The sequence below is a fragment of the Candidatus Lokiarchaeota archaeon genome (genome assembly GCA_014730275.1).
In the GTDB taxonomy this organism is placed as follows: Archaea; Asgardarchaeota; Thorarchaeia; order Thorarchaeales; family Thorarchaeaceae; genus WJIL01.
Window position 1 is genome coordinate 1 of record WJIL01000148.1, and the last position, 21,597, is coordinate 21,597.

The window sequence follows — 21,597 nt, forward strand, 5'->3', positions numbered from 1 at the left end:
AGACTGAACCTCCGTCCGTTCATCGCTAGTAAGATTGTAGTCAGGACATACCAGTATGAGAATATCATACGACTCAAGCCGGTCTGATGTAAGATTTCCTTCTGGTGAAGGATATAGCTTGTCAACAGTAAACGAGTGATTGACGAGCAAATTCCTGAAGCCAGGCAGCATACCAGGATGCCAAGGCTGTTCCTCCCAGGCATCTAGTCCAAGTCTTGGATGATGAGAAAGATCGTAAGCGACCCGAGATTTTGGAACTGGGCACAGCCACTCTACAGCATCTATGCAGAGATTCATTATTCCTTGCACCATGGGTCTGCTTGGAGTAGTATTTGCTACGAAACCAGGCAGATGAACAACTTTGCCACCTCGAAGATAGGGATTGTATGCAAAGCCTGTAACGTTATTCGGTTGACCCTCTATGTTCAACAGCTTTGTATAATGAGAGTATTCTTTGGTTGTTGAGAGGGCAGACCAATTGAAAGTTGCCCAATTCCAGTTCGTTGTGTTGATTGTATTTCCAACAGAGTACTTCTTTGTAACAGGATGTAGATTAGCTACAGTCTGAATCTCTGACCAATTGTAATACCAGTAAGTATCGTGGCCATGATTCCCTTCGGACTCGTACGGAACCACTCCAGCATATCCTAAGAAGTTGACCGCGCTGTCGACAGTAAGAAGACCACCGCCAGCCAACCAGAACTCCTTTGCCAGCATCGTGACGTTCTCTCGCGGGAGATTGTTTGGTAGTACGAACACATCAAAATCTGCTAGAATAAGCCTATGGTCAAGCAGATCTTGAAATGTCAGAAGTTCTACTTGATAGCCAGCATCTTCCAGCACTTGAGCAATATCAGTTGAATCCTGTGTGAATGACCCACCATATGCCCAAGTTGGTTTTGTAAAATTGGTTTCATTGTATATTGCTACTCGAATATTGCGCGGCGTGATTTCAGCCGGGGTTACTTGTTCCATCGGGTTACTCCGTGAAATCATATCAGGAGACGTTCCCAACGGAAACATACTCATGCCAATTAGCATTATGAGTGAAAGAAGTATGGCGTGCTTGTGATTCATTACACCTAATCCTCGGTATGATTTTTTTTGAGCGAGTTAATAAGAGCTACGCAAAAATTATCAATTATAATAAGTTTTTTGTTAATTAAAGAAATAAATCATATGTTAGGCGGCTAATACATTAAATCAATAATAAATAGTTAAGATAGCGCGAAGGCAAAATAATGCGTCCTCCGTGCAGGTGGGGGAATTATATAGCAGAAAACAACACAGAAACACTGGTTGACAGCCTTGACATACCAAGATGTAGCGGGTAACAATCCAATAACTCAGACCCTAACAGAGAAAGCCAACCGTGTAATTGATTGCTTGGAAGGGAATATCAACACAAATGAGCTTGTTCGATATGGCGAGAATCTGGTTGCTGCTGTCGAACAACTGTGGAGAGGAGTTCGAGAAGGCAATTGCAGAGTGGAATCAATCGCACTTCTGCGAGTGCTGCGTCAGACAACCTGTAGAGAAATATTATCGCCTCGCGAGCTTGCAAAGAAACCACCCGAGAAGCTGGCTAGTCAGTTGAAGTTGTTCGTAAATACTGTGAGATATGTACTCAAGCCAAAACCACTCCCAGCATAACTAGTGTCAGCAATCAAATACGCTATCAGTTGTCGTTGAGACAAGACTGATTAGCCAACATGCCATCACAGAATCCGATGGACATGCATGTCACGTTGCTTGGTACTGGTACTTCCTTCCCGGATCCAGAACGGGTTCAGTCTGGAGTGCTCTTGGAAACTGAAGACTTCACATTCCTTCTTGATAACGGATCAGGAACGCTCCATAGGCTTACTCAAACAGGGATAGAACTCACCGACCTTTCTGCAGTACTCTTTACCCATTTCCATGTTGACCATTGCTCAGACTTTCTTCCATTGTATCAAACGCTATGGCTTCAGGAGTATGATAAGACACTGGAGGTGTACGGGTCTGCAGACATCCACGATTGGCTAAAGGGAATCAATGAGGTTTCATTCCCCTATCTTCTCGATAGAATCTCTACAAAGGTTATCGAACTGGCAGAACACGACAGATTAGAATTCGGTGGTGTGACAATCGAGGCCTATCCGACCTGTCATAGCGATCAGGACAGTAGAGCGTTCAAGGTAGAAGGAGATGGTGCTTCCCTGGTATACACGGGCGATACATCGGCGTGTGAAGAAGTCATCAAAATGGCCAAGGATGTAAACCTGCTAATTCATGAATGTAACTGGCTTGATGGCGACCACCGTGAAGGTGTTCACACAAGCCCCAGTGATCTCAACCAAGTTGTCTTAGAAGCACAGCCAGAGAAGGTAATACTCGTCCATGTATCTCCGCCAGTTGTCCGTGAACGGGATTCAGTCATTGAAATCGTAGGTAAATCCAACAACGCAGAGGTCATCATGGGAGAAGATCTCCTTGAAATCCAGCTCTAGTTGAAAATCGAGAACTGGAAGGGGCGGTTCATCTATTTTTCAGTATCCTGACGCGCTTCCACCATCCCTCTGATGTTTCTCAGGCCGTACATAGCTGTCATCATCAGCATGGGAGTGAGAAACGTAAGATTCCCTATCTGGGGTAGTATGGGAGGTGAAGAACCCCGAAAAATCGCAAGCCCATTGATGGCAAGAATTCCAAAATAGAACAAGGTTAGACTGACATTCAGGTATGCTGCCTTTCGTAGAAAACCTCCTGAAATCCTCCCAAGAAGATCAACGGTCTCTTTTACGATTTGGACAACAAAGAACAGCATCGTTATTATCAGAACAGGATAACCGAATATGAAGAACAGAACGTAGCTAACAACGATTCCTGCTATTAATGTGAAGTAGTTGTTCATGGGATTAAAGTAACGAAGCGTTTCACCTGTACTCGACTCTTCATTCTCTTCTTCTCCGCTATCTTCATTGGGTGCGTCTGCTAGTTCCATCAGAATTTCCACTCCCCAATTCGGATTTCCCCTAATAACTCAAAGCATGAATGCAGGCAGAAAGGCATCTCGGGGTGTAGAAAGCATCTCGACCCGCTCAAACTCGGACGCCAACGAGTCATAGAAGAGGGGGACGCTATAGAATGGATCTCCAACCGTGAGCTTGAACATCTTCTATTTGGGCTCCAAAATCATCTTCAGCTTATTTCGACCACATTAGAGGTTCCAATAAGGCCACGTAAGACCGGTTAAATTAAAGAACCGATACAGCGGATAGGCGGGTAATATAGCATGTCAATATTTAAATCGACACAAAATGACAAAGGGAATCAGAATCCAATATACGGAAGTATACAATATGGCGGACGCTATAGAATGGACTAATGCCGGGCCGGACCAAATAGTCTGGCGGTACCCAGACAATCGATTGGACTGGGGTAGCCAACTCATTGTACATGAGAACCAAGCAGCAATCTTCTATCGGGATGGTAAAGCCCTTGATACCTTCCTGGCAGGACGACACAAATTGACAACGAGCAAAATGCCCAGTCTCGTTGGCTGGTTGCAGGAGAAAGTCAAGGGAGATATCTTCCAAGCAACATGCATTTTCATCTCACGCTCTCAGTTCCAGGGCAAATTCGGAGGGAGAGGACAGACAAGTGACCTCGCTCCGCTTATGTTCCATGGCAACTTCTGGTTCCGTATCAAGGAACCGAAGGTATTCGTCAGCGACGTAGTAGGAAATCAGAATGCCTTCACTACTAAGAAGGTCAATGATTACCTGCGATCTTTCCTTAACGAACGCATCATTGACGAATTTGCACACTATGATCTCCAGACTGTGTTCACTCAACTCGATGAAACATCGATGAAGGTTAAGACAAAGGTCAGAATGTCATTCGAACGTATAGGCCTAGAGCTTGTCGATTTGAAGTTCGAAGGTATCGATACAACCGAGAAGTACAGAGAGAGACTATTCTGGTTGAAGACTGGCAAGGTCAGTGGTCAGCAGGTCATGGGCTCAGAAACAATGAAATCAGCTGCTGAATCGATTGGGAAGAGCGAAGGCGCCGGTTTCGGCGCTGGAGCTGCGATGATGGGTGCAATGGGTAAGCAGATGCAGGGAGGACAAGATAGTGGACAATCAAGTGCTCCTGCAGGTGCGAAATTCTGCCCCAATTGTGGACAGAAACTCAACGGCGCCAAGTTTTGCCCCAACTGTGGTACAAAAATCGGATGAAGGATGAAAGACGAGCTCCCCAAGTGAGTGAATCATTTGGGGCCTCGCCTCTCATTCGTTTTTCTTTTTCGTAGTCATGTATCTACTCGGATATATTAGGTGAGAATTCATCAGTCATTGCTTCATAGAGAAGCTAAGCATAGATTCAAATCAGAAACCATCCCCGAGAGCTTGGTGATGGATTCATAATGCCCAAGCGGAGCAGGAGATTCCACTCCAGAAAATCGGGGGTATATTACACACCTGAGGAAATCGCAGAGTACATCACCAGAAAATCGATAGACGCATGGATAAACGGGCAAAACCAAAGAGACTCTGAAATGCTCACCTCTGTAAGGGTGCTGGATCCTGCAGTTGGGGATGGAGTGTTTTTACTCGTTGCAGCAGAATATCTTCTTCAAAAACGATGTGAACTCAACCAAGCTGAAGATACGGGTCACCTCAGGGCATCTATACTGTCCACCAATCTTTTTGGTGTGGATCTTCGAAAAGATGCAGTTCGGGAATGCAGAATGAAACTTGTGGAGTGGGCACAAAGAACCTCCCAAGAGCTTCCACCTAGCGCTCTCAAAGAAATCGTCGAAAGACAAATACGGAAAGGGAATAGTCTGGTCGGGAGTACTAATTCCAATAAGGAACGAGGGAATGCTCTCGATGGGAGTACCAATAAACATGGTTCCAGTCATTCAGCAATGAAACGGAGTAGCTTCAAACCGTTCTCGTGGTGTGAGGAATTCCCGGATGTTTTCAGCAATCAAAAACCGGGTTTCGATATCATTGTAGGCAACCCACCCTTTGGAAACCTACTCACAAGTTCTGAGAAGGAGTATATTGAAAGCACATACGACGTAGCGCTCTTTGGAGGAAGAGAGGGAACGTGGAATATCGCGGCACAATTCCTTGCAAGGGCGAGTTCACTCCTCAAACTGGATGGCGAAATTGCCTTTGTGGTACCAAACAGTATCATGCGAACAAAGCAATTCAGCAAAACTCGAGCGTTCTTGGCAGGAAGGCTAGGAGTATGGATGATAATAGATGAGGGGAGCCCCTTCCAAGATGTCACACTTGAAATGGTCAGCGTGTTTTGTTCTCCAAATAAACCAGGGGACTCAGGAATCATCGTGATGTCAAGGAGACCTGGAATTCCCACTAAGAACGTAGCGCCGAGAAAGACTTTCCAAGATGGTGGAATAGCAGTTCTATATCATGATGATCTATTCAAGAAAATCGTTCCTAAAGGAACAACGGGGCAAATCTCTGCGACTCGAGGAAGAGATATCCCCAGCGAGTATGTCAGAGTAAACAAATCAGATGGTTTCTCAGTACCATACGCTTCGTCAGGAAGAAGCATAAGACGCTACGGATTTGATAGGAAGTACTTCAAGTACGCCAATGATTCCTATCTGGAAACACAGAATCTCCAGAAAACCAAAGACAGCCGATTCCTCCTTGCAACGAAGAACAAAGCCTATCCGCGATGCGTCCTCAAGCCGAAAGGAATGATTCATGGTGGAGGGGTTGTTAGTATAGTAATCCACAACCGAAAAATGGATTCGAGAGTTTTGGGTGTCATCCTCAATTCGCGAATGATTCGCTATCTTTGCGTAAGGTACCTCACCAATTACTCAAAGCTCACAACTTGTTTGAATACTGGTATCATCGAAGAGATCCCAATCATTTATCCGGACATCCCGGAACCGTACGTATCGCTGTTTGAATCATTGCAAGAGCTGTACAGGATCGACTCACCCACCCTAGAAACACAAAGGAAAATAGAATCACTTGACAGAATCGCAGATGCTCTTGTTTACGAACTCTATCTTGTAGAAGGGAAGTCTCTTGTTGAAAAGATAGATGAAAGGTTCAAACATATAGACAACCAAAGAAATCCGATTCGAACAGCAAATGACATAATTTCAGAAGAAATCAGCAAGTGTATGAAACAAGTGCTCAGCAATTCAGTGGTTCTTCAAATAGAAAATTCTCCTAGAATGGATGCTTGATTCAGCTTGGCTGAGAAGCTGAGGCTTAAATAAAGAGACGGGAAATACCACAAGAGTCACCATGGGCAAGGAAAACAAGGATTCCAGTGAGATGGCATCCGAAATCGAAGAAGCCGTTAAAGAAGACAAAACCGAGGAGAAAGGATTGACCAAGTCTGAAGAGAAAATAGAGCGAGCCAAAGAACAGGAACGAAAGAAGAAGGCCGAAGAACTCAGAAAGAAACTGAGAAAGCGAGAACTTGGCCTTATGAAATACCGGTGGCCAGCTATGATTCTCATGATTACGGGATTCTTGGGTATATGGTCACAATTCCTGCCAGTGATGAACCATCCACCGGAGATTGGCTTTGATACGTTCTTCGATGCTTATCTTATGACAGGTAGCCTATTCTTTCTCTTCCCAATGATAGCAGGAGTTCTTCTCTTGGCTATTGGATATTGGGCGTATACCGAACCACGAGCAACGTATCTGTCAGCGATTCCCGCCATGATGTTAGCTATGTCAGCAACGACCGTATACTTCCTCATCTCATTTGGTCTCAGTGTGGATCCAGAAGCCGATTTAGCAGCAACAGGAATACCGTTGACGATGATAGTATACGCAATTGTAGCATTGTTCTCCATACCACTCCGAGAAAAGGAATAGTGCAACAATAAGCTACGTTTGCTATAACTGATGACAGATTAGCCTATTCGAATTGCGGGGTAACGTAGTCGTCAAGGACGCCTTCCTTCTCTAGACGCTGCATCCAGTCTATTCGGGTAGGTTTCCCAGAGGCACGTAGGAGCTCGATTATTTTGTCATGAGTCTCTTCAGGAGTAAGACCTGTTGTATCTACCTCAAATACAAGTTCTTCTCCGAAGGAATGAATGGCATCCATCTGGCAGACCCCAAAGACCTCGGCTTCAACATTTTCTCTAACCTTGATTTCAGGATAGTCACGTTCCATGAGCCGAGTTCGGAGGGCTTCCGGATGTACCCGAAGAATGATAACTTTCTCAACCTCTTTGTAAGGTACCAAATCCACATAGTGACCTTCTAGAATGATTTCATCGTCATGCTTGCGGATTACGTTCCCAATGGCCTTAACCATACAATCCTCATCAATAACGAGTGTATCTCTCTTTAGGTCTTCTTCAGTTATGCAGTCCTTCTCGACAGCCAGCTTGCCAAGTGAAATGACAGCTCTATCCAAGCTTCTTCCAAGTAGAGATGCAACTGTGGTCTTTCCACATCCTGGACTCCCGCCGATAACAATCGCGTTCATACTAGAAGTGCAGAAACTGAGTAAATATTAGCTTAAGGGAATATGACTTTTGACAGAAATCGCCTACACACAACACAATTTAGCTGCTCAGAGGAATTCACTGTCAGCCGTTAGCATGAAAACGGTAATAAGTATGAAAAAGCGCTCGCACAATTAGGTCTGGCTCCATGCAGTCAAAGGAAGTTGAAAAAGCGATGGATTCAGAATTTCAAATCCGTCAATTTACTGAAGACGATCTCGAATCCGTCGTTAATATCAACAGAGAGTGCTTACCCGAAAACTATCCAGAGCGTTTCTTTCTGGGCTTGTACAAACACGCACCCAAAGCGTTTCTTGTGGCCACTAGAGATGGAGAAGTTGTTGGCTATATCATGTGCCGTATTGAGCGTGGAATATCGAACTTTGGAATCAGACCGACAAAGAAAGGGCACATAGTTTCTGTCGCTGTCCTACCAGATCATCGAAGGATAGGAATTGGTAGAGCATTGGTTGATTCCGTAATGAAGTCCATGACTTCGTATGGTGCAGACGAATATTTCCTTGAGGTTCGAAAAACAAATGATGCTGCTGTATCTGTCTATCAAAGCCTTGGTTTCAGCATCAAAAAGACCCTTAACGGTTACTACAGGGATGGAGAAGACGCCTACTTGATGGTCAACAAGAAAGAAGAGGAAGAATGAAGCAGTGACAGATGAGCCACTAGTTGTTCCACTAATTCCTGACTGTTCAGCATGCATGGTCAACTCACTCAAGACATTGATACCTTTGCTTACCGAAGACAAACAGAGACAGTTCGAATTGTTCTCTACCGCATTTGACATATTAGCCAAGGGTTTCCAAGAAAAGAAAGATCCTGCAACTCTTTCTATCGGGCTTTACAGGGAACTCTACTCCATGGAAGACGCTGTAGATCCATATCATGATATCAAAAAAATGAGCAATGAAGCAGCGAAAAAAGGCATGAAGAAGGTACGGGAAAGGATCAATTCTCTGAAAGGTTATGAGAAACTGCGGGCTGCTTTGGCTTCAGCAGTCGCGGGCAATATGATTGACTTCAATACAGCGGGGCACAACCCCGATTTGAGTAGGCTTGTAGAAGCCTTTGTTTCAATCCAGGAACAAGGTTTCGCGCTTGATGACTCGCAAAAGCTGTGGCAACAACTGAAATCCAAGGAGGGTAAAATGGTATTCCTTGCCGATAATGCCGGCGAAACATACTTCGATATGCCACTCGTTGAAATCGCCAATGCACAGAACTGGACTGTGACCTATGTGGTGAAGGATAGGCCAATGATGAATGATGTTGTCGTGGAAGATGTCAAGGAAACGGGGATTGAGGAAATAGCTGAGATCATCACATCGGGGGCATGGGCATTTGGGGTTCCCAAAAAAGGGGTAAGTCAAGAGTTCCTTGATGCGGTGGCACAAGCAGATGTAGTCATCTCAAAAGGGCAAGCGAATATTGAGACATTTCCAGAAATCCAGCGCGAATTATCTGTTGAAACATACTATGTTTCAAGAGCAAAATGCCCACATATTGCAAGCGTATTGGGCGTTACGAAGGGAGAGAACGTTGTTCTTAGACGGAAATAGAATCTTAGATAGATTCGGAGACAATGTGGCTTAGAGAAGGTTTTTTATTGGGTTTGAAATCGAAGTTGATGTGTTCACAAAGTAATGCTTAAATGGATATCTTCGACGAAGCGCATGTACAGTTTTGTTTTGCCAAAAAAGAGTGAAGAATGAAACTGGAGGAATAAGGATGAGTCAACAACCGATTATCGTATTACGAGAGGATACCGAGAGACGTAGGGGCCGTGATGCCCAGAGAAACAACATCATGGCGGCAAAGGTGATTGCCGAGTCAGTTAGGTCTGCCCTAGGTCCAAAAGGTATGGACAAAATGCTTGTAGACGGGTTTGGCGACATTACCGTTAGCAATGACGGTGCAACCATCCTCAAAGAGATGGACGTGTCCCACCCTGCTGCAAAGATGGTTATCGAAGTAGCCCGGACCGTGGACGACGAAGTGGGCGATGGTACTACCACAGCCGCAGTTCTGACAGGCGAACTTCTTAAGCAAGCAGAGGAACTGCTGGATCAGAAAATCCACCCCACTACTATAATCAGCGGTTATAGGAAAGCTTCACAGCATGCACTAGATATTATTGATAAGACTGCTGATGAAATCGATCCAGAAGATGAGAATTATCGTGATATTCTCATTGACGTAGCAAAGACTGCCATGTCAAGCAAGTTCGTTTCAACTTCCAAGGAGGCATTGGCAGAAATTGTTGTCGATGCAGTTCTTGCAATCAGTAAGGAAAAAGAAGCTGGTGAGGATATTTCAATAAAGGACATACCACGACAGAAGCAGGAAGGTCTTCAAGTCGACCAGACTGAGCTGATTAACGGTTTGGTGCTTGACAAGGAAATCGTACATGCTGGAATGCCCAAGAAAATAGACAAGGCCAAAATAGCACTTCTCGAGGCACCTCTTGAAGTCTCTAAGACCGAATTTGACACCAAGATTTCCATATCAGACCCAACATCAATGCAATCATTCCTAGATGAAGAGCAGAATATGCTGAAGTCTATGGTAAATAAGATTGTGGAGACTGGTGCAAATGTTGTCATTTGCCAGAAAGGTATCGATGACCTCGCACAACATTTCTTGGCGAAGAATGGTATTCTAGCTGTCAGGAGAATCAAGAAATCAGATATTGAGCGGCTGCACAAAGCCACAGGTGCAACCATTGTTTCACAGATAAACAATCTCACGAAGGATGACTTGGGTGAAGCGGACCTTGTTGAGCAGCGAAAAGTGGCTGATGACAAAATGCTCTTTGTTGAAGGCACACCAAAGACCTCAGCGGTCACAATAATTGTTCGTGGTGGTACAGATCATATCGTAGACGAGGTGGATCGCGCTCTCAATGATGCACTCTACGTTGTCCGCGATGTTATCATGGAACCAAAAGTCACCTATGGTGGTGGAGCACTCGCTTGTGAAATCGCCCATAGTCTTCGCGAAGAAGCATCAAAGTTCGAAGGTAGAGAACAATACGCTGTCAACGCCTTCGCTGATGCTATAGAAGTTGTACCAACTACCCTGTCCGAAAACGCTGGCCTCGACCCAATCGACATGCTTGTTGAGCTCCGTTCCGCACATTCGGAAGGCAAGAAGCACTTTGGAGTCGATATCACCAGTAGCAAGATTGATGACATGAAGAAGAATCGTGTTATCGAATCGGCTGCTGTAAATAGGCAAATCGTTATGTCTGCTGCTGAAGCTGCACAGATGCTCTTGAAGATCGATGACGTCATCAGCAGCAAAGGCGGCGGTATGGGTGGGGGTGGCGCACCCGGGCCGGATGAAGACCTAGATTAATAAAGCGTCCCGAACGCCGATTAGATAGGTGTGGCATATGTCAGATGATTCGAAGGACGACAAGAATTCCAAGGAAGAATCCGAGGAACAGGAACCAGAAGAAGAACAAGAAGACGAAGAGAAGCAAGAAGACAAGGATGACGAAGATGACAGTGGACACACCGAGAAGGAACGACAACTCCTCGCTCTAGCAGAGATATCAGGCGTAGGCCCTCGTACTGCTGAGAAGCTGCACAGAGAGGGATACGGTGACCTGAAAAAACTGGAAGAGGCCAACTCAGCAGTTATTGCTGTGAGTATCAATGGTTTGAGTGTCAGAAAGGCCAAGAACGTGATTGAGGCCGCTAGTGAAGTAAGAAAAGCCATTGAAGCTGGTGAAATAGACCTCAGCCAAAAGAGACTCCGCAAACGGAAAAGACCAGAACCCGAGGAGCCCAACGAAGCTCACGAACTACCTAGTGCGGAAGAATTCGAACCGCCACCGGAAAGGGAGGACCTGACCACAGGCTTAGAGGAAGAGAAAGAGGACATGGGCATTCCAATTGGCCCCAAATGGCTAACCAAATTCGAGAAAGCCAGAATCATCGGAGCGCGAGCACTTCAGCTTTCCATGGGGGCCCCTCTTCTCGTTAATCCCGATAACGTTGACGGTAACCTGTTTGCACTAGCAGAAGCCGAACTGAAGAGGGGAATGCTGCCTATGACGGTCAGACGAAGACTGCCTACCGGGGAGCATCGTGACATACCGCTTTCGTTACTACTAGAGAATACGAGGTTGGATTGATTTACAATCCACCTCTTTCCCTCTTTTTTCTATTATCATAACAGTACTCCTTAATAGTGGGGGTATTCCATCATTCTCTTCCCCATGGTGATTATGGTTGCAGGAGATATTACTTGACACTACACTTGTACTCCGCTGCATAATCGGATTTGCTGTAGGAGCACTCATTGGTCTAGAACGACAGAAGCGAATGAGAGAAGATCTTACAGCAGGTGTAAGATCATTCGGCCTCCACAGTCTGATGGCAACTCTTGCAGCTTATTCATTCACAGTTTCAGGAAGCCCAACTCTGTTCATCTACGCCATTGTGATTTCAGCTATACTAACAAGCTCACAGATAGTATACAAAATGTTTCGTACCATGCGTAAAGGAACAACTACCAGCATCGTATTTGGCATCTCGTTTGTTTTGGGAGCACTTGTCGGGCTGGACGAGGCCCCACTTGAAGGGCAACTTGTTGGCCCCCTGCAGGTTCTCGCTATGACAATGTCCTTTTTCATATTTCTCGTGCTAGGATTCAAGGAGGAAGTAGCAAGTGCAGTAGGAGTGATTACGAAAGAAGAGATGATCAGTGCAGTCCAACTGGGTGTCCTGATATTCTTCCTGTGGCCGCTCTTGCCTGCCACCTGGGAAATCGGGCCCATAACCTTGCCAGTGCACCAGACGTATCTCCTTGTTGTTCTTCTTCTTAGCATCAGTTTTGCCAATTATATCCTTGTAAAGCAATACCGAACACGGGGAACATACTTTTTCGGATTCTTCGGGGGATTTGCAAATAGTGAAGCTACTGTAACGAGTCTAGCTGATTTTCATGTTCGAACGAAAAGGAGATTCACTGGCAGAATATCACTCTCAGTGATTTTCGCAAACATAGCCATGGTGTTGAGAAATGGTGTTCTTGTCATACTTATCGATCCATCTCTCAGTATCTTCAGATTCTACATCATTCCTCTTGGTATTCTCACAATAGGTGGTCTGGTCCGTTTATTCCACGAGCGAACTGTCATACAAAAGCCAGATGAAGAGAAACTGGACACCAGGTTCGTTTCTCCGTTCGAATTGACAGCAGCACTGAAGTTCGCCCTGGTATTCACGGTAGTAACAGTGATTTCACTCTTTCTTCAAGACACCTTCAGCAACTTCGGAATCCTCATAGCTGCGGTATTTGGGGGCTTTGTCTCGGCCGCAGCGCTTGTATCAACCGTCACTACAGGATATGCGGCTGGAAACATATCAATTGAGTCGGCTGTTTTTTCTGTCATCATAGCAACAACCATCGCGGTTTTGAACAAGATAATCTATGTGTATTCAACGGATCAAGAGCCAGAACTGACAAAGAAGGTAGGGCGTGATTCACTCCTTATGGCTATTGGAGTGGTTGTATACTTGGCCCTTTTAGCCTGGGGCATTTTCCCGTGGTTCTAATGTAATCCGATTCAACATAACCCTTAAAATGGTCTCACGGCACCTCTTTGATGGTGAAGCATTTGAGCGTTGGTGGCTCCGTTCACAGGTCTGGAGATAGATAGTCTCCTGGTGGAGGGAACCCCGTTTCGCTCAGTTCTTCTTGTTTTGGAGGTTTTCTATGACTGAAATGCAGACAGTCCGCGGTATGCGAGACTTAATGGGCCCGGAAATGTATGTGCGCGACTATCTCATCCAAACAGCTGTTGATGTTTTCAAGCTATTTGGATACGAACCACTGGATTCTCCAGCTGTAGAATTGTGGGAGACCCTTTCTGCAAAAGGAGGAGAAGAAATTGAAGCAGACACTTTCAAGTTCAGGGACAAAGGGGATCGACAGGTTGGGCTCAGATTCGACCTCACGGTGCCTTTGGCAAGGATTGTTTCGTCAAACCCAACTCTTCCAAAACCGTTCAAGCGATATGCTATAGGAAAAGCGTGGAGATATGACAGACCACAAGCAGGAAGATATAGAGAATTCACACAAGCCGATGTTGATGTGATAGGCAATACCACACCTGCAGCTGATGCGGAGGTAGTCATGGTCGCTCTTGAATTCATGAATGCGATATTCGATGATAATCAATACGTCATCAAAATCAACAACAGAAAGGTGCTTCGTGGGTTAACAGAAAAAGCAGGTATACCAAAGGAACTCACACATGAGTGCTTCAGAGCCATAGACAAACTCGACAAAATCGGGGTTGAAGGGGTGGTCGAAGAGCTTCGTGAAAGAGGTATGAACCAAAAACAGATTGAATTTCTAGCGAATAATGTCTTTGATGAAGAGAAGACCATCTCTAGCCTTGATGAATTCCGAGAGCTCTTATCCGGCTCAGATGTCGGAATAGAAGGCGTAGATGAGCTTGCCAGAATGGAGGATATCTTCACGGAAGCAGAACTCGGGAAATACACCCAATTTGACGTTTCTCTTGCTAGGGGATTGGACTACTACACCGGGCCAGTATTTGAGGGGAGATACTTGGGAGAACCCGATGTTGGATCCATTGCAGGAGGAGGCAGATATGACAACCTTATCGAGAAGTTTGGCGGGCCATCAATAGGTGCGACAGGTATATCACTTGGAATAGGAAGAATCATCGATATATTGATGGAAAAAGGATTAGGCGAGGAGCTCAGACCTAAGCTTGATGTGTTTGTAGCACCTGTCTCAAAGGATATGCAGAAGTATGCCATGAGTGTACAGAAAGAGATGATAAGAGCGGGCTTTTCTTGTGGTGTTGATTTGATGGATAGACCATTGGGCAGACTTCTTGAGCAAGCTGACGATGAAGGGGCCGCTTTGGCTATTATCGTGGGTGAAAGGGACCTGAGCGAAGGTAAGCTTAGTATCAGAGATATGAAGACTAAACAGACTGCCCAAGTTTCCAAAGAAGAAATAGTTCAGCACGTAAAGAATAGATTAGAAGGAACTTAAGAGACTTAACAGGTGTCTAGCGACTGTGTAGGGAAAGCCTTTTCTCAATAGGCCAGCATGTATTAGGGTAGGGATTGGAAATGACACGTCTTCCGGTAGTGGCAGGTAAATTCTACGAAGGACAGAAGGGACTTCTTCAGCAGAGGCTTGATGATTGTTTTTCCAAGAAAATGGGACCAGGAAGAACTCCAGAAGGTACACCTGGGGAGAAGAGGGACCTTAAGGCAGTAATTGCTCCTCATGCAGGCTATGTATATTCGGGTACGACCGCGGCTCATTCCTACCAGAAAATCTTCGAAGATGGAAGACCAGATCATATCATCATACTAGGTCCCAATCACTCGGGGCAAGGAGCACGGGTTGCTATATGTGAAGAGGACTGGGAGACACCACTTGGTGTAGTCACGTATGATACTGAGCTAGGAAACGGCATTCTTGATGAAAATGAATTTGCCGAAAGTGATTGCATTGCCCACGCTCAAGAGCATTCAATTGAAGTTCAGCTTCCCTTCTTACAGTACATATTTGATGACGTTCCTCCATTTGTACCAATCTGTTTGAAAACGCAGTCATATGAAATCTGCAAATCCCTTGGCGAAACCTTCGCATCATTGGGAGAAGAAATGGATATTCTAGTAATAGCCAGTTCCGATTTCACTCATTTTGAGCCAGCAGATACAGCTAGAAGAAAAGATAACCAGGCAATGGAGTATCTCGAATTCCTAGATTCGGAGGGTTTCATGAATTTCGTTCGTGAACACAGAATCAGTATTTGCGGCGCAGGGCCCATAGCATCAGCTGTCGTCTATGCCAATGAGCAAGGGGCTGAAGTATTCAGACTTCTTCAATACACAAATTCCGGTGATGTAACGGGAGACAAAGAAAGCGTTGTAGCATATGTTGCCGCTGAGATAGTGTGAACTCAGACGACGACTGACTGACTCCAAGGTTTGTTTTAATCAGCATCGTCAGGTACTGAATCAGAAAGCTCTAGCGAAGTTGTGATAGCCCCAACAAGTGATATTGTTCCGGCCAATGCCAAACTTGACACACAATTACCAGTTGTGTCGTATAATCGCCCTCCAAGGATTGGTCCTACCACATAAGCACTATTACTCACTGCACCGTATGCACCCATCACTTTTCCGTAAGCCTCATCATCGGTTAAATCGCCAATCAACGCTTGAATTGTTGGCCCACGCATTGACAGGCCAATTCCTAAGACTGCCCCTCCGAGATAGAATCCAGTCACAGTTGATGATAGCATAAAAACGAACATAGCACAACTACTAATCACACAACCGAACACGATTAGCCATTTGCGGCCAATTCGATCTGACAAATGACCAAATCCAAGGTTTCCCAACAGCGTGATTATGCCAATTATGCCAAAGAACAACGATATCTGAATGGGTATCACCCCAAATCGAGTTAACGCGTCGATCAGAAATGCAACTTCTAGTATCCTAATAGCAAACATGTTTCCAAAAAGAGCCACAGCTAAAGCAAAGTAAGAGTGCTTATGTCGGCCAAAGACTTCTCTGAGATTTACTTGGGGATTGGTTTCATGGAATTGATTTTCGCTTATCTTCGGTTCGGTTACCAGAACATAGAGAGCCACAAGGGTGCCAATAGTTGATACAGCAGCCACCAAAAATGGTAATCTGATTCCAAGGAACTGGGCCATAATCCCGCCAGCGGTCGGACCGATGATAAAACCAACCATGTTTCCCATGCTGAGATAGCCCATGCCAGTACAGCGATTTGTTGGAATGGTTACATCTGACATGTAAGCATTTGCAGCAGGATAGAATCCAGCTGAAACTGCCCCTTCGATTGCTCTAGCAAGAATCATAACCCAGATGTTGGGCGCAAATGCATACATCACATTAGCTGAAGCGAATCCCAGCAATGCTGCAAGCATCACGGGTTTCCTTCCGCGACTATCAGAGAGACCCCCCAAAGGACCTGCAAATGCAATCCGCGATAGCGCAAAAGAAGCGGCGAGAACACCTAGTTCTGTTGCACCAACACCAAGAGCAGCAATGTAGTAGGGAAAAATCGGGGTGATAATCCCAAAACCGATTTGGAGCATACAAAGTGAAATCGCGAGCATCAAGACCTGTCGTAGCCTACCACTTTGCGGCATGGTTGAGGTCTGGTTGTCCAGTGATGGTTGCGCCGTCTTGATCGTCTTCATAAGAGAAATACTTTGGTGGTGTGGAGTATCATAGGATTTGAGTTTTAAGGATAGCATTCAGTTTTCTATGATGACCCTAGTTACTCCTGTTATGTTTGACAAAGTCTCAATAATCGCACCGCGGAGGGGTTTCTGAGTGATAACCTTCAGGCACGGTTTTTGATAGATAGCTACATCTTCGGCCACTACCTGACGGATTGCCACTCCGTATCCCGCAATAGTCGCAGTCACTTCTGAAAGGATTCCAGGATTCTCTGGTGACTCCACGTAGATCTTGACAAAACCGTAACCAAAGACTTCGCAAACGTTCTCAAGCGATGGTCCCGCAGGTTGTAGGCGTGAGAAGAACTCGCAAAGCTCTTCATCGGCACACACATCTTCAGTCATGGAGCGCACTGTGCGCCTATCAACACCTACTGCTTCACCTATAGCTGTCAACGAAATGCCAATGTCACCACACTTAACCACACCGGGCGCTTCAACTCTTAGACCGTGACGAACTATCTCCTGCGCAACAACCAACCGCTGAGGATAGGCTTCAAATTTGTCACATATCTTTTCCCACATTGTATACACCTCGGGCGCACAGAAACTTCACCAATGATGCATGATGTATAGGATTATACGGAGTTTCGAAAGGAACCGATTAAGAGTAACCAACCGGATATATGTTGCTTTCGTATATAGTATGAATGATGTCACTGAAGTAGTTTCTCAAAAAGTACCTGATCTACGTACCCCTCGGGCATTTTGAAGTGATTTCCTCGAATCCCGATTTCTCGGTACTCCATGCTCCGATACAAAGCAATTGCTATATTGTTGTTAGAGAGTGTACTCAAAACAATTTTCTCAAATCCGGCGTCGTGAGCAGCTTCTTCAGAAGCAGTCATCAATGCTTTGCCGACACCTGTGTTCCGATAGGGCTTCCTTACAATGATACCAAGTCTACAAACATGTTCTGATGCATCCCATCGCTCAGGTCTCAACGTCAAGTGGCCTACATAGTGTCCGTCTCTCAAAGCTACAAGTATAACATCATCTGTATCTTTGCTGCGTTCAATCCAGTCCAACCATTGACTTAGACTAGTTTTTATTTCCAGAGTAGGCAACCACTTCCCTTCTGCAACAACTTCAGCGAATCCATCAAACATATTCCTTCCATCTGAAAGTCGTGCATGTCGAATGAATAGAGATCTACCATCTTTGCATTCGAAGTTCCATGTCTTCATGATTTACCCCCATCTGAGTTGCTTCTTCGTGTCATTCCCGACCACTCAACAGTTTCGAGACCTTCATCTCGACCTATATCAGCCAGCTCCTCCATCCGATTCCTAGTCATCAGAGAGACCCCGTCAAGAGGATACTCTCTTCCAAGTAAATGGTATTTGTCAGTACACATCCGGTTGAATGCCAACAAATCATATCGTTGAACATTAGGCATGTCTTCTCGTATGAAACGGGCAATACGCTTGATGTTGTTATTTGAATCTGTATAGCCTGGAATTACAGGGGTACGAACCCAAGTTGGAATATCGGTCTCCCCAACAAGACGAGCGTTATGAATCACGGTGTCTAGAGTCATCCCTGTGTATTCTTTGTGTTTATGCGGATCCATGGTTTTGAGATCGTATAGAATCAAGTCAACATTCTCTATTGCTCGCAACATGACCTCCTCACTACAGTATCCACAAGTATCGAGGGCCACGTGAATCCCTTCTTTCCTGAGGGCCTTAGCAACGGTTTCCAAGAATTCAATCTGTTGTGTGGGTTCGCCTCCTGAGAATGTTACTCCACCACCGGATTGTTCGAAGAATATAGAATCTCGAGCAATCTCGTTAACAAGTTCCATAGGTTCCCACTCTGTACCTATGATTTCTAGTGCGCCTGACGGGCATGTGTCCTCACACATCCTGCAAAGACAACATCTTTCTCGATTGATAACCAAACCTGACTTGGTCATCTCTAAAGCGTTGTATTGACACACTTCGATACAAGCCAAATCACCTATGCACTTTGATTCATGCCATACAAGATGGGGGTCGCTATCAATTGCTTCTACATTGTGACACCAGAGGCATCTCATTGGACACCCTTTCAGAAAAACTGTTGTCCGGATGCCTGGCCCATCCTCTGTTGAGCATCTCTCTATTTTTGTTATCAGGCCTTTCAAGTCGAGGGCTCCGTTTTTTTATCGAGTTCCGCATAGATAGAACCTATCAGTCAGTAAATAAGCCATTGGCACCGGTAAATAAATCCCGAAGCATTGTACAGCAATGAAACTGGCGCTATCTTTAAAAACTCACCACGAACTCACCCAACAAGCGCCAAGCTCCGCTTCGTTAGTATCAGGAAGGGTACTTTATGAGAAACAGGAAGATATTCGTGATAACCCTCGCAGCGTCAATGGTTCTCCTTGGAGCAATCCAGCCACAGCACAATGTCCAGACATTACCAGAAAATACGACCCCGGTTTTCAATGCCGATTCATATGTAACAACCGGGTTCGATTCTGAAAATATCACCATCGACCTCATGTCCCCCGCAAACAATACTGAGATTTCGGGAGTTACTAATATCACTCTCAATATTACAAGCTTGGCTGGACCACTCAATGTGACGCTCTATACTGACGGAGAAGAGTATCCCGATTACAACAACACACCAATTGACACCGGAGAACAGAACATCACAGTTGACACAACGAATCTAGCAGAAGGAAATGTAAACTTCACATTTCTATTCGTTAATCAGGATTTGGTGACACCAGAAAAAGAGAGTCTTCCACTCCTTTTCTTGGTCAACAATCACGGTCCTCCCATGATTGAAATCTTGGCTCCAGAAGAGAACGCCACATTCACAGGCTTTGATTCTGTAATCGTAAACATAACGGCGGACTATGATTCGGTGTTCTTGAACGTAAGTGTGGATGGGGAATTGGTGCCAAGCTATAATGCAACATCTGTACCTGTAACAGGCGGCAATTACACTATAATGATCAACGGCAGTGAATATGAGAATGGAATTCACCAAATTGACGTGCTCGTCTACACTGAGGAGGGCCTCACAGATTCTGCAAGCATTCAACTCGAATTTCTAGACCACGTTAGATTCGCCATTTCTGGTCTGTCAATGTTCAATGAGATTTCAGGGAATCAGGAGATCTCAATCAAGGTATTCACACCCTACGATAATGTGACGTTCTCAGCGTATGTTGATGGCGAGCTTGCACCCGACGTGGACAATATTACCTTACCACAGGGGCGCAGTTCCTTCACACTAAACACGACACCATATCCTGAAGGTGAGGCGAATTTCACATTCAGAGCATATGATTTGTTCGGACATAAATGGTCATCCAGCATGATTCTGGTGATTGATAATTTTGGCGTACCTGAAGCCTCATTCAAATCTCCAACCACAGATATAGTAGTAGGTATGGCGAGATTCACCATAACTATCGAGAGTGGCTGGGAGACAGTAAATATCACCGTTTACGTTGACGATGAACCTGTTGAAGGCCTAATCAACAAAACAGTACCTACGGGCGAATATACCTTCCAAATAGATACTAACATCTACAGCAAATGGGAACACGATGTGAAGGTAGTTGTTACTACACCGGAAGGAGAAACCACGGAAATAACCGAGATTTTTGGTTTCGCCAATCTCAAGATTGAGGAAATACTCAGCGCAATAGGATTGCTAGCCATAGCCATACTAATCCCATTGTACAGAAAGAAGAAGGGACAACCACTAAGGCCAGTGCTGGTAGTTGATTTGATATTCGTCCTAATTGTTCTTGGCCTGTTTGTAGCTCTGGGAATCAATACGATTCCATTGCTAGTCTGGCACTTCAATCTGAGTAGCATATGGGCTGTAGGATCAGCTCTCGTGTTCACTAATTGGGTCATACCATTGGTAACTGGCACAATTGAATCTCAGTGAAAACTAGAGAAGTTTAGTCACGGGGATATCACGTGCTTCCTTGATATCCCATGTGCCAGACCCGATATATTCTCCCAGTGAATCATCTGGAACGATACTGAATGCTGTTGTAGTGGTCCAACGATTTGCTGCTCTGGCAGTTCTACTCACAATTACAGGAAAGGAATCTAACCCATCAGGAACTACATCTGCAACGAATTCAGCCTTCTTAGCATCTTTCTTGACGACCACACCGGCTCCAATCGGTTTTCCTTCTCTTTGGAATTCCAGTACCCTACCAACTTCATTTTTGTCAACAACATCACTGGCTGCTTTCGCCAATGAATCGGCAAGAGCAAGATGAGAAAACCGTAAAGAATCTGGCAAATCGTCGAACTCTCTGAGTCGATGGGTTGAGATACTTGAGGTTCGCATGACCGGGATGTTTTCAATTTCATCTTCGATCCACGTTAGTTTACCTCTTCCAAAGTAGCCAAGCTTCATCCAGAAGTTATATGCGGTAGGAGGAGAACGAATCAGTATTCGTTGGGCCTGCCTCTTCTTCAAAATACTCTCAGCTTCTGAAACGAGCTGACGACCCACACCTTGCTTCTGAAAACGAATATCAACATCAATACTTCGTATTATCCCAACTAGTCCTTTGTTTGGAGTAGGTTCAACACGGAATATGATTTCTCCAATGACCTGGTCATCCTTCTCAGCAACAAGCCATCCCCACCGCTCCAATCCAGCAAGGCGATGTTCTTCTTTGACCTCCTCAGTGGTATATTCTTCGGACCATCGTGTCGTCTGATAAACGGTAAGCAAATCATTGCAATCCCACATCTTGCCTTTGCGGATTATCATTTTGGAACATCCTGTACAATTATGACGAAAT

Annotated in this window: 21 protein-coding genes; 13 read left to right on the forward strand and 8 right to left on the reverse strand. The window is 45.1% G+C overall.

Annotation, left to right across the window (positions count from 1 at the left end; genetic code table 11):
* The coding region (locus GF309_16470) for a hypothetical protein (GenBank protein ID MBD3160376.1) at positions 1-1,077 on the reverse strand (1,077 nt) is incomplete at its 3' end.
* Positions 1,078-1,308: 231 nt separating this feature from the next.
* On the opposite strand from GF309_16470, the gene GF309_16475 reads away from it, so the two are divergent.
* Together GF309_16475 and GF309_16480 are read left to right on the forward strand one after the other, a co-directional pair.
* Positions 1,309-1,653, forward strand: coding sequence for a hypothetical protein (locus tag GF309_16475; GenBank protein ID MBD3160377.1), 345 nt, complete (start codon positions 1,309-1,311; stop codon positions 1,651-1,653).
* Between the two features lie 59 nt (positions 1,654-1,712).
* Complete coding sequence (locus tag GF309_16480; GenBank protein ID MBD3160378.1) at positions 1,713-2,492, forward strand: MBL fold metallo-hydrolase; 780 nt, start codon at positions 1,713-1,715, stop codon at positions 2,490-2,492.
* 32 nt (positions 2,493-2,524) lie between these two features.
* On the opposite strand, the gene GF309_16485 is transcribed toward GF309_16480, so the two are convergent.
* Complete coding sequence (locus GF309_16485) at positions 2,525-2,986, reverse strand: hypothetical protein (GenBank protein ID MBD3160379.1); 462 nt, start codon at positions 2,984-2,986, stop codon at positions 2,525-2,527.
* A 316-nt stretch (positions 2,987-3,302) separates the two neighbouring features.
* On the opposite strand from GF309_16485, the gene GF309_16490 reads away from it, so the two are divergent.
* From GF309_16490 to GF309_16500, 3 genes are all read left to right on the forward strand, one after another.
* Positions 3,303-4,226 carry a hypothetical protein gene (locus tag GF309_16490; GenBank protein ID MBD3160380.1) on the forward strand — a complete coding sequence of 308 codons (924 nt, stop codon included), beginning with the start codon at positions 3,303-3,305 and terminating at the stop codon, positions 4,224-4,226.
* 188 nt (positions 4,227-4,414) lie between these two features.
* Complete coding sequence (locus GF309_16495; GenBank protein ID MBD3160381.1) at positions 4,415-6,229, forward strand: N-6 DNA methylase; 1,815 nt, start codon at positions 4,415-4,417, stop codon at positions 6,227-6,229.
* Positions 6,230-6,290: 61 nt separating this feature from the next.
* Positions 6,291-6,875, forward strand: coding sequence for a hypothetical protein (locus tag GF309_16500; GenBank protein ID MBD3160382.1), 585 nt, complete (start codon positions 6,291-6,293; stop codon positions 6,873-6,875).
* A 43-nt stretch (positions 6,876-6,918) separates the two neighbouring features.
* Here GF309_16500 and GF309_16505 read toward each other — a convergent pair whose 3' ends face one another.
* Positions 6,919-7,497, reverse strand: a complete 579-nt coding sequence (locus tag GF309_16505; protein ID MBD3160383.1) for an AAA family ATPase — start codon at positions 7,495-7,497, stop codon at positions 6,919-6,921.
* 167 nt (positions 7,498-7,664) lie between these two features.
* Here GF309_16505 and rimI point away from each other — a divergent pair, with 167 nt between their 5' ends.
* The 7 genes from rimI (at position 7,665) to amrB (ending at position 15,495) form a co-directional block, all read left to right on the forward strand.
* Positions 7,665-8,177 carry a ribosomal-protein-alanine N-acetyltransferase gene (gene rimI, locus GF309_16510; protein ID MBD3160384.1) on the forward strand — a complete coding sequence of 171 codons (513 nt, stop codon included), beginning with the start codon at positions 7,665-7,667 and terminating at the stop codon, positions 8,175-8,177.
* A 4-nt stretch (positions 8,178-8,181) separates the two neighbouring features.
* On the forward strand, positions 8,182-9,090 hold the full coding sequence (locus tag GF309_16515; protein ID MBD3160385.1) for a DUF89 family protein: 909 nt from the start codon (positions 8,182-8,184) through the stop codon (positions 9,088-9,090).
* A gap of 169 nt (positions 9,091-9,259) precedes the next feature.
* Positions 9,260-10,888, forward strand: coding sequence for a thermosome subunit (locus GF309_16520; GenBank protein MBD3160386.1), 1,629 nt, complete (start codon positions 9,260-9,262; stop codon positions 10,886-10,888).
* Positions 10,889-10,925: 37 nt separating this feature from the next.
* The gene (locus tag GF309_16525) at positions 10,926-11,672 is read left to right on the forward strand and encodes a DNA-directed RNA polymerase subunit K (protein MBD3160387.1); all 747 of its coding nucleotides are present in this window, start codon (positions 10,926-10,928) and stop codon (positions 11,670-11,672) included.
* A gap of 97 nt (positions 11,673-11,769) precedes the next feature.
* Positions 11,770-13,098 (forward strand): DUF4010 domain-containing protein, encoded by a 1,329-nt coding sequence (locus tag GF309_16530; GenBank protein ID MBD3160388.1) that lies wholly within the window; start codon positions 11,770-11,772, stop codon positions 13,096-13,098.
* A 160-nt stretch (positions 13,099-13,258) separates the two neighbouring features.
* The gene (locus GF309_16535; protein ID MBD3160389.1) at positions 13,259-14,575 is read left to right on the forward strand and encodes a histidine--tRNA ligase; all 1,317 of its coding nucleotides are present in this window, start codon (positions 13,259-13,261) and stop codon (positions 14,573-14,575) included.
* Positions 14,576-14,655: 80 nt separating this feature from the next.
* Entirely contained in the window at positions 14,656-15,495 is an 840-nt protein-coding gene (gene amrB, locus GF309_16540; GenBank protein MBD3160390.1) for an AmmeMemoRadiSam system protein B, read from the forward strand.
* A 35-nt stretch (positions 15,496-15,530) separates the two neighbouring features.
* Here amrB and GF309_16545 read toward each other — a convergent pair whose 3' ends face one another.
* From GF309_16545 to GF309_16560, 4 genes are all read right to left on the reverse strand, one after another.
* The gene (locus GF309_16545) at positions 15,531-16,832 is read right to left on the reverse strand and encodes an MFS transporter (protein MBD3160391.1); all 1,302 of its coding nucleotides are present in this window, start codon (positions 16,830-16,832) and stop codon (positions 15,531-15,533) included.
* Positions 16,833-17,342, reverse strand: coding sequence for an amino acid-binding protein (locus GF309_16550; GenBank protein MBD3160392.1), 510 nt, complete (start codon positions 17,340-17,342; stop codon positions 16,833-16,835).
* Between the two features lie 131 nt (positions 17,343-17,473).
* Positions 17,474-18,004 carry a GNAT family N-acetyltransferase gene (locus GF309_16555; protein MBD3160393.1) on the reverse strand — a complete coding sequence of 177 codons (531 nt, stop codon included), beginning with the start codon at positions 18,002-18,004 and terminating at the stop codon, positions 17,474-17,476.
* Positions 18,001-18,945 (reverse strand): glycyl-radical enzyme activating protein, encoded by a 945-nt coding sequence (locus GF309_16560; protein ID MBD3160394.1) that lies wholly within the window; start codon positions 18,943-18,945, stop codon positions 18,001-18,003. Before GF309_16560 ends, GF309_16555 begins: the two co-directional genes overlap by 4 nt.
* Before the next feature lie 191 nt (positions 18,946-19,136).
* On the opposite strand from GF309_16560, the gene GF309_16565 reads away from it, so the two are divergent.
* Complete coding sequence (locus GF309_16565) at positions 19,137-20,720, forward strand: hypothetical protein (GenBank protein MBD3160395.1); 1,584 nt, start codon at positions 19,137-19,139, stop codon at positions 20,718-20,720.
* Between the two features lie 3 nt (positions 20,721-20,723).
* Here GF309_16565 and GF309_16570 read toward each other — a convergent pair whose 3' ends face one another.
* Positions 20,724-21,566 (reverse strand): GNAT family N-acetyltransferase, encoded by an 843-nt coding sequence (locus tag GF309_16570; GenBank protein MBD3160396.1) that lies wholly within the window; start codon positions 21,564-21,566, stop codon positions 20,724-20,726.
* Positions 21,567-21,597: the final 31 nt, after the last annotated feature.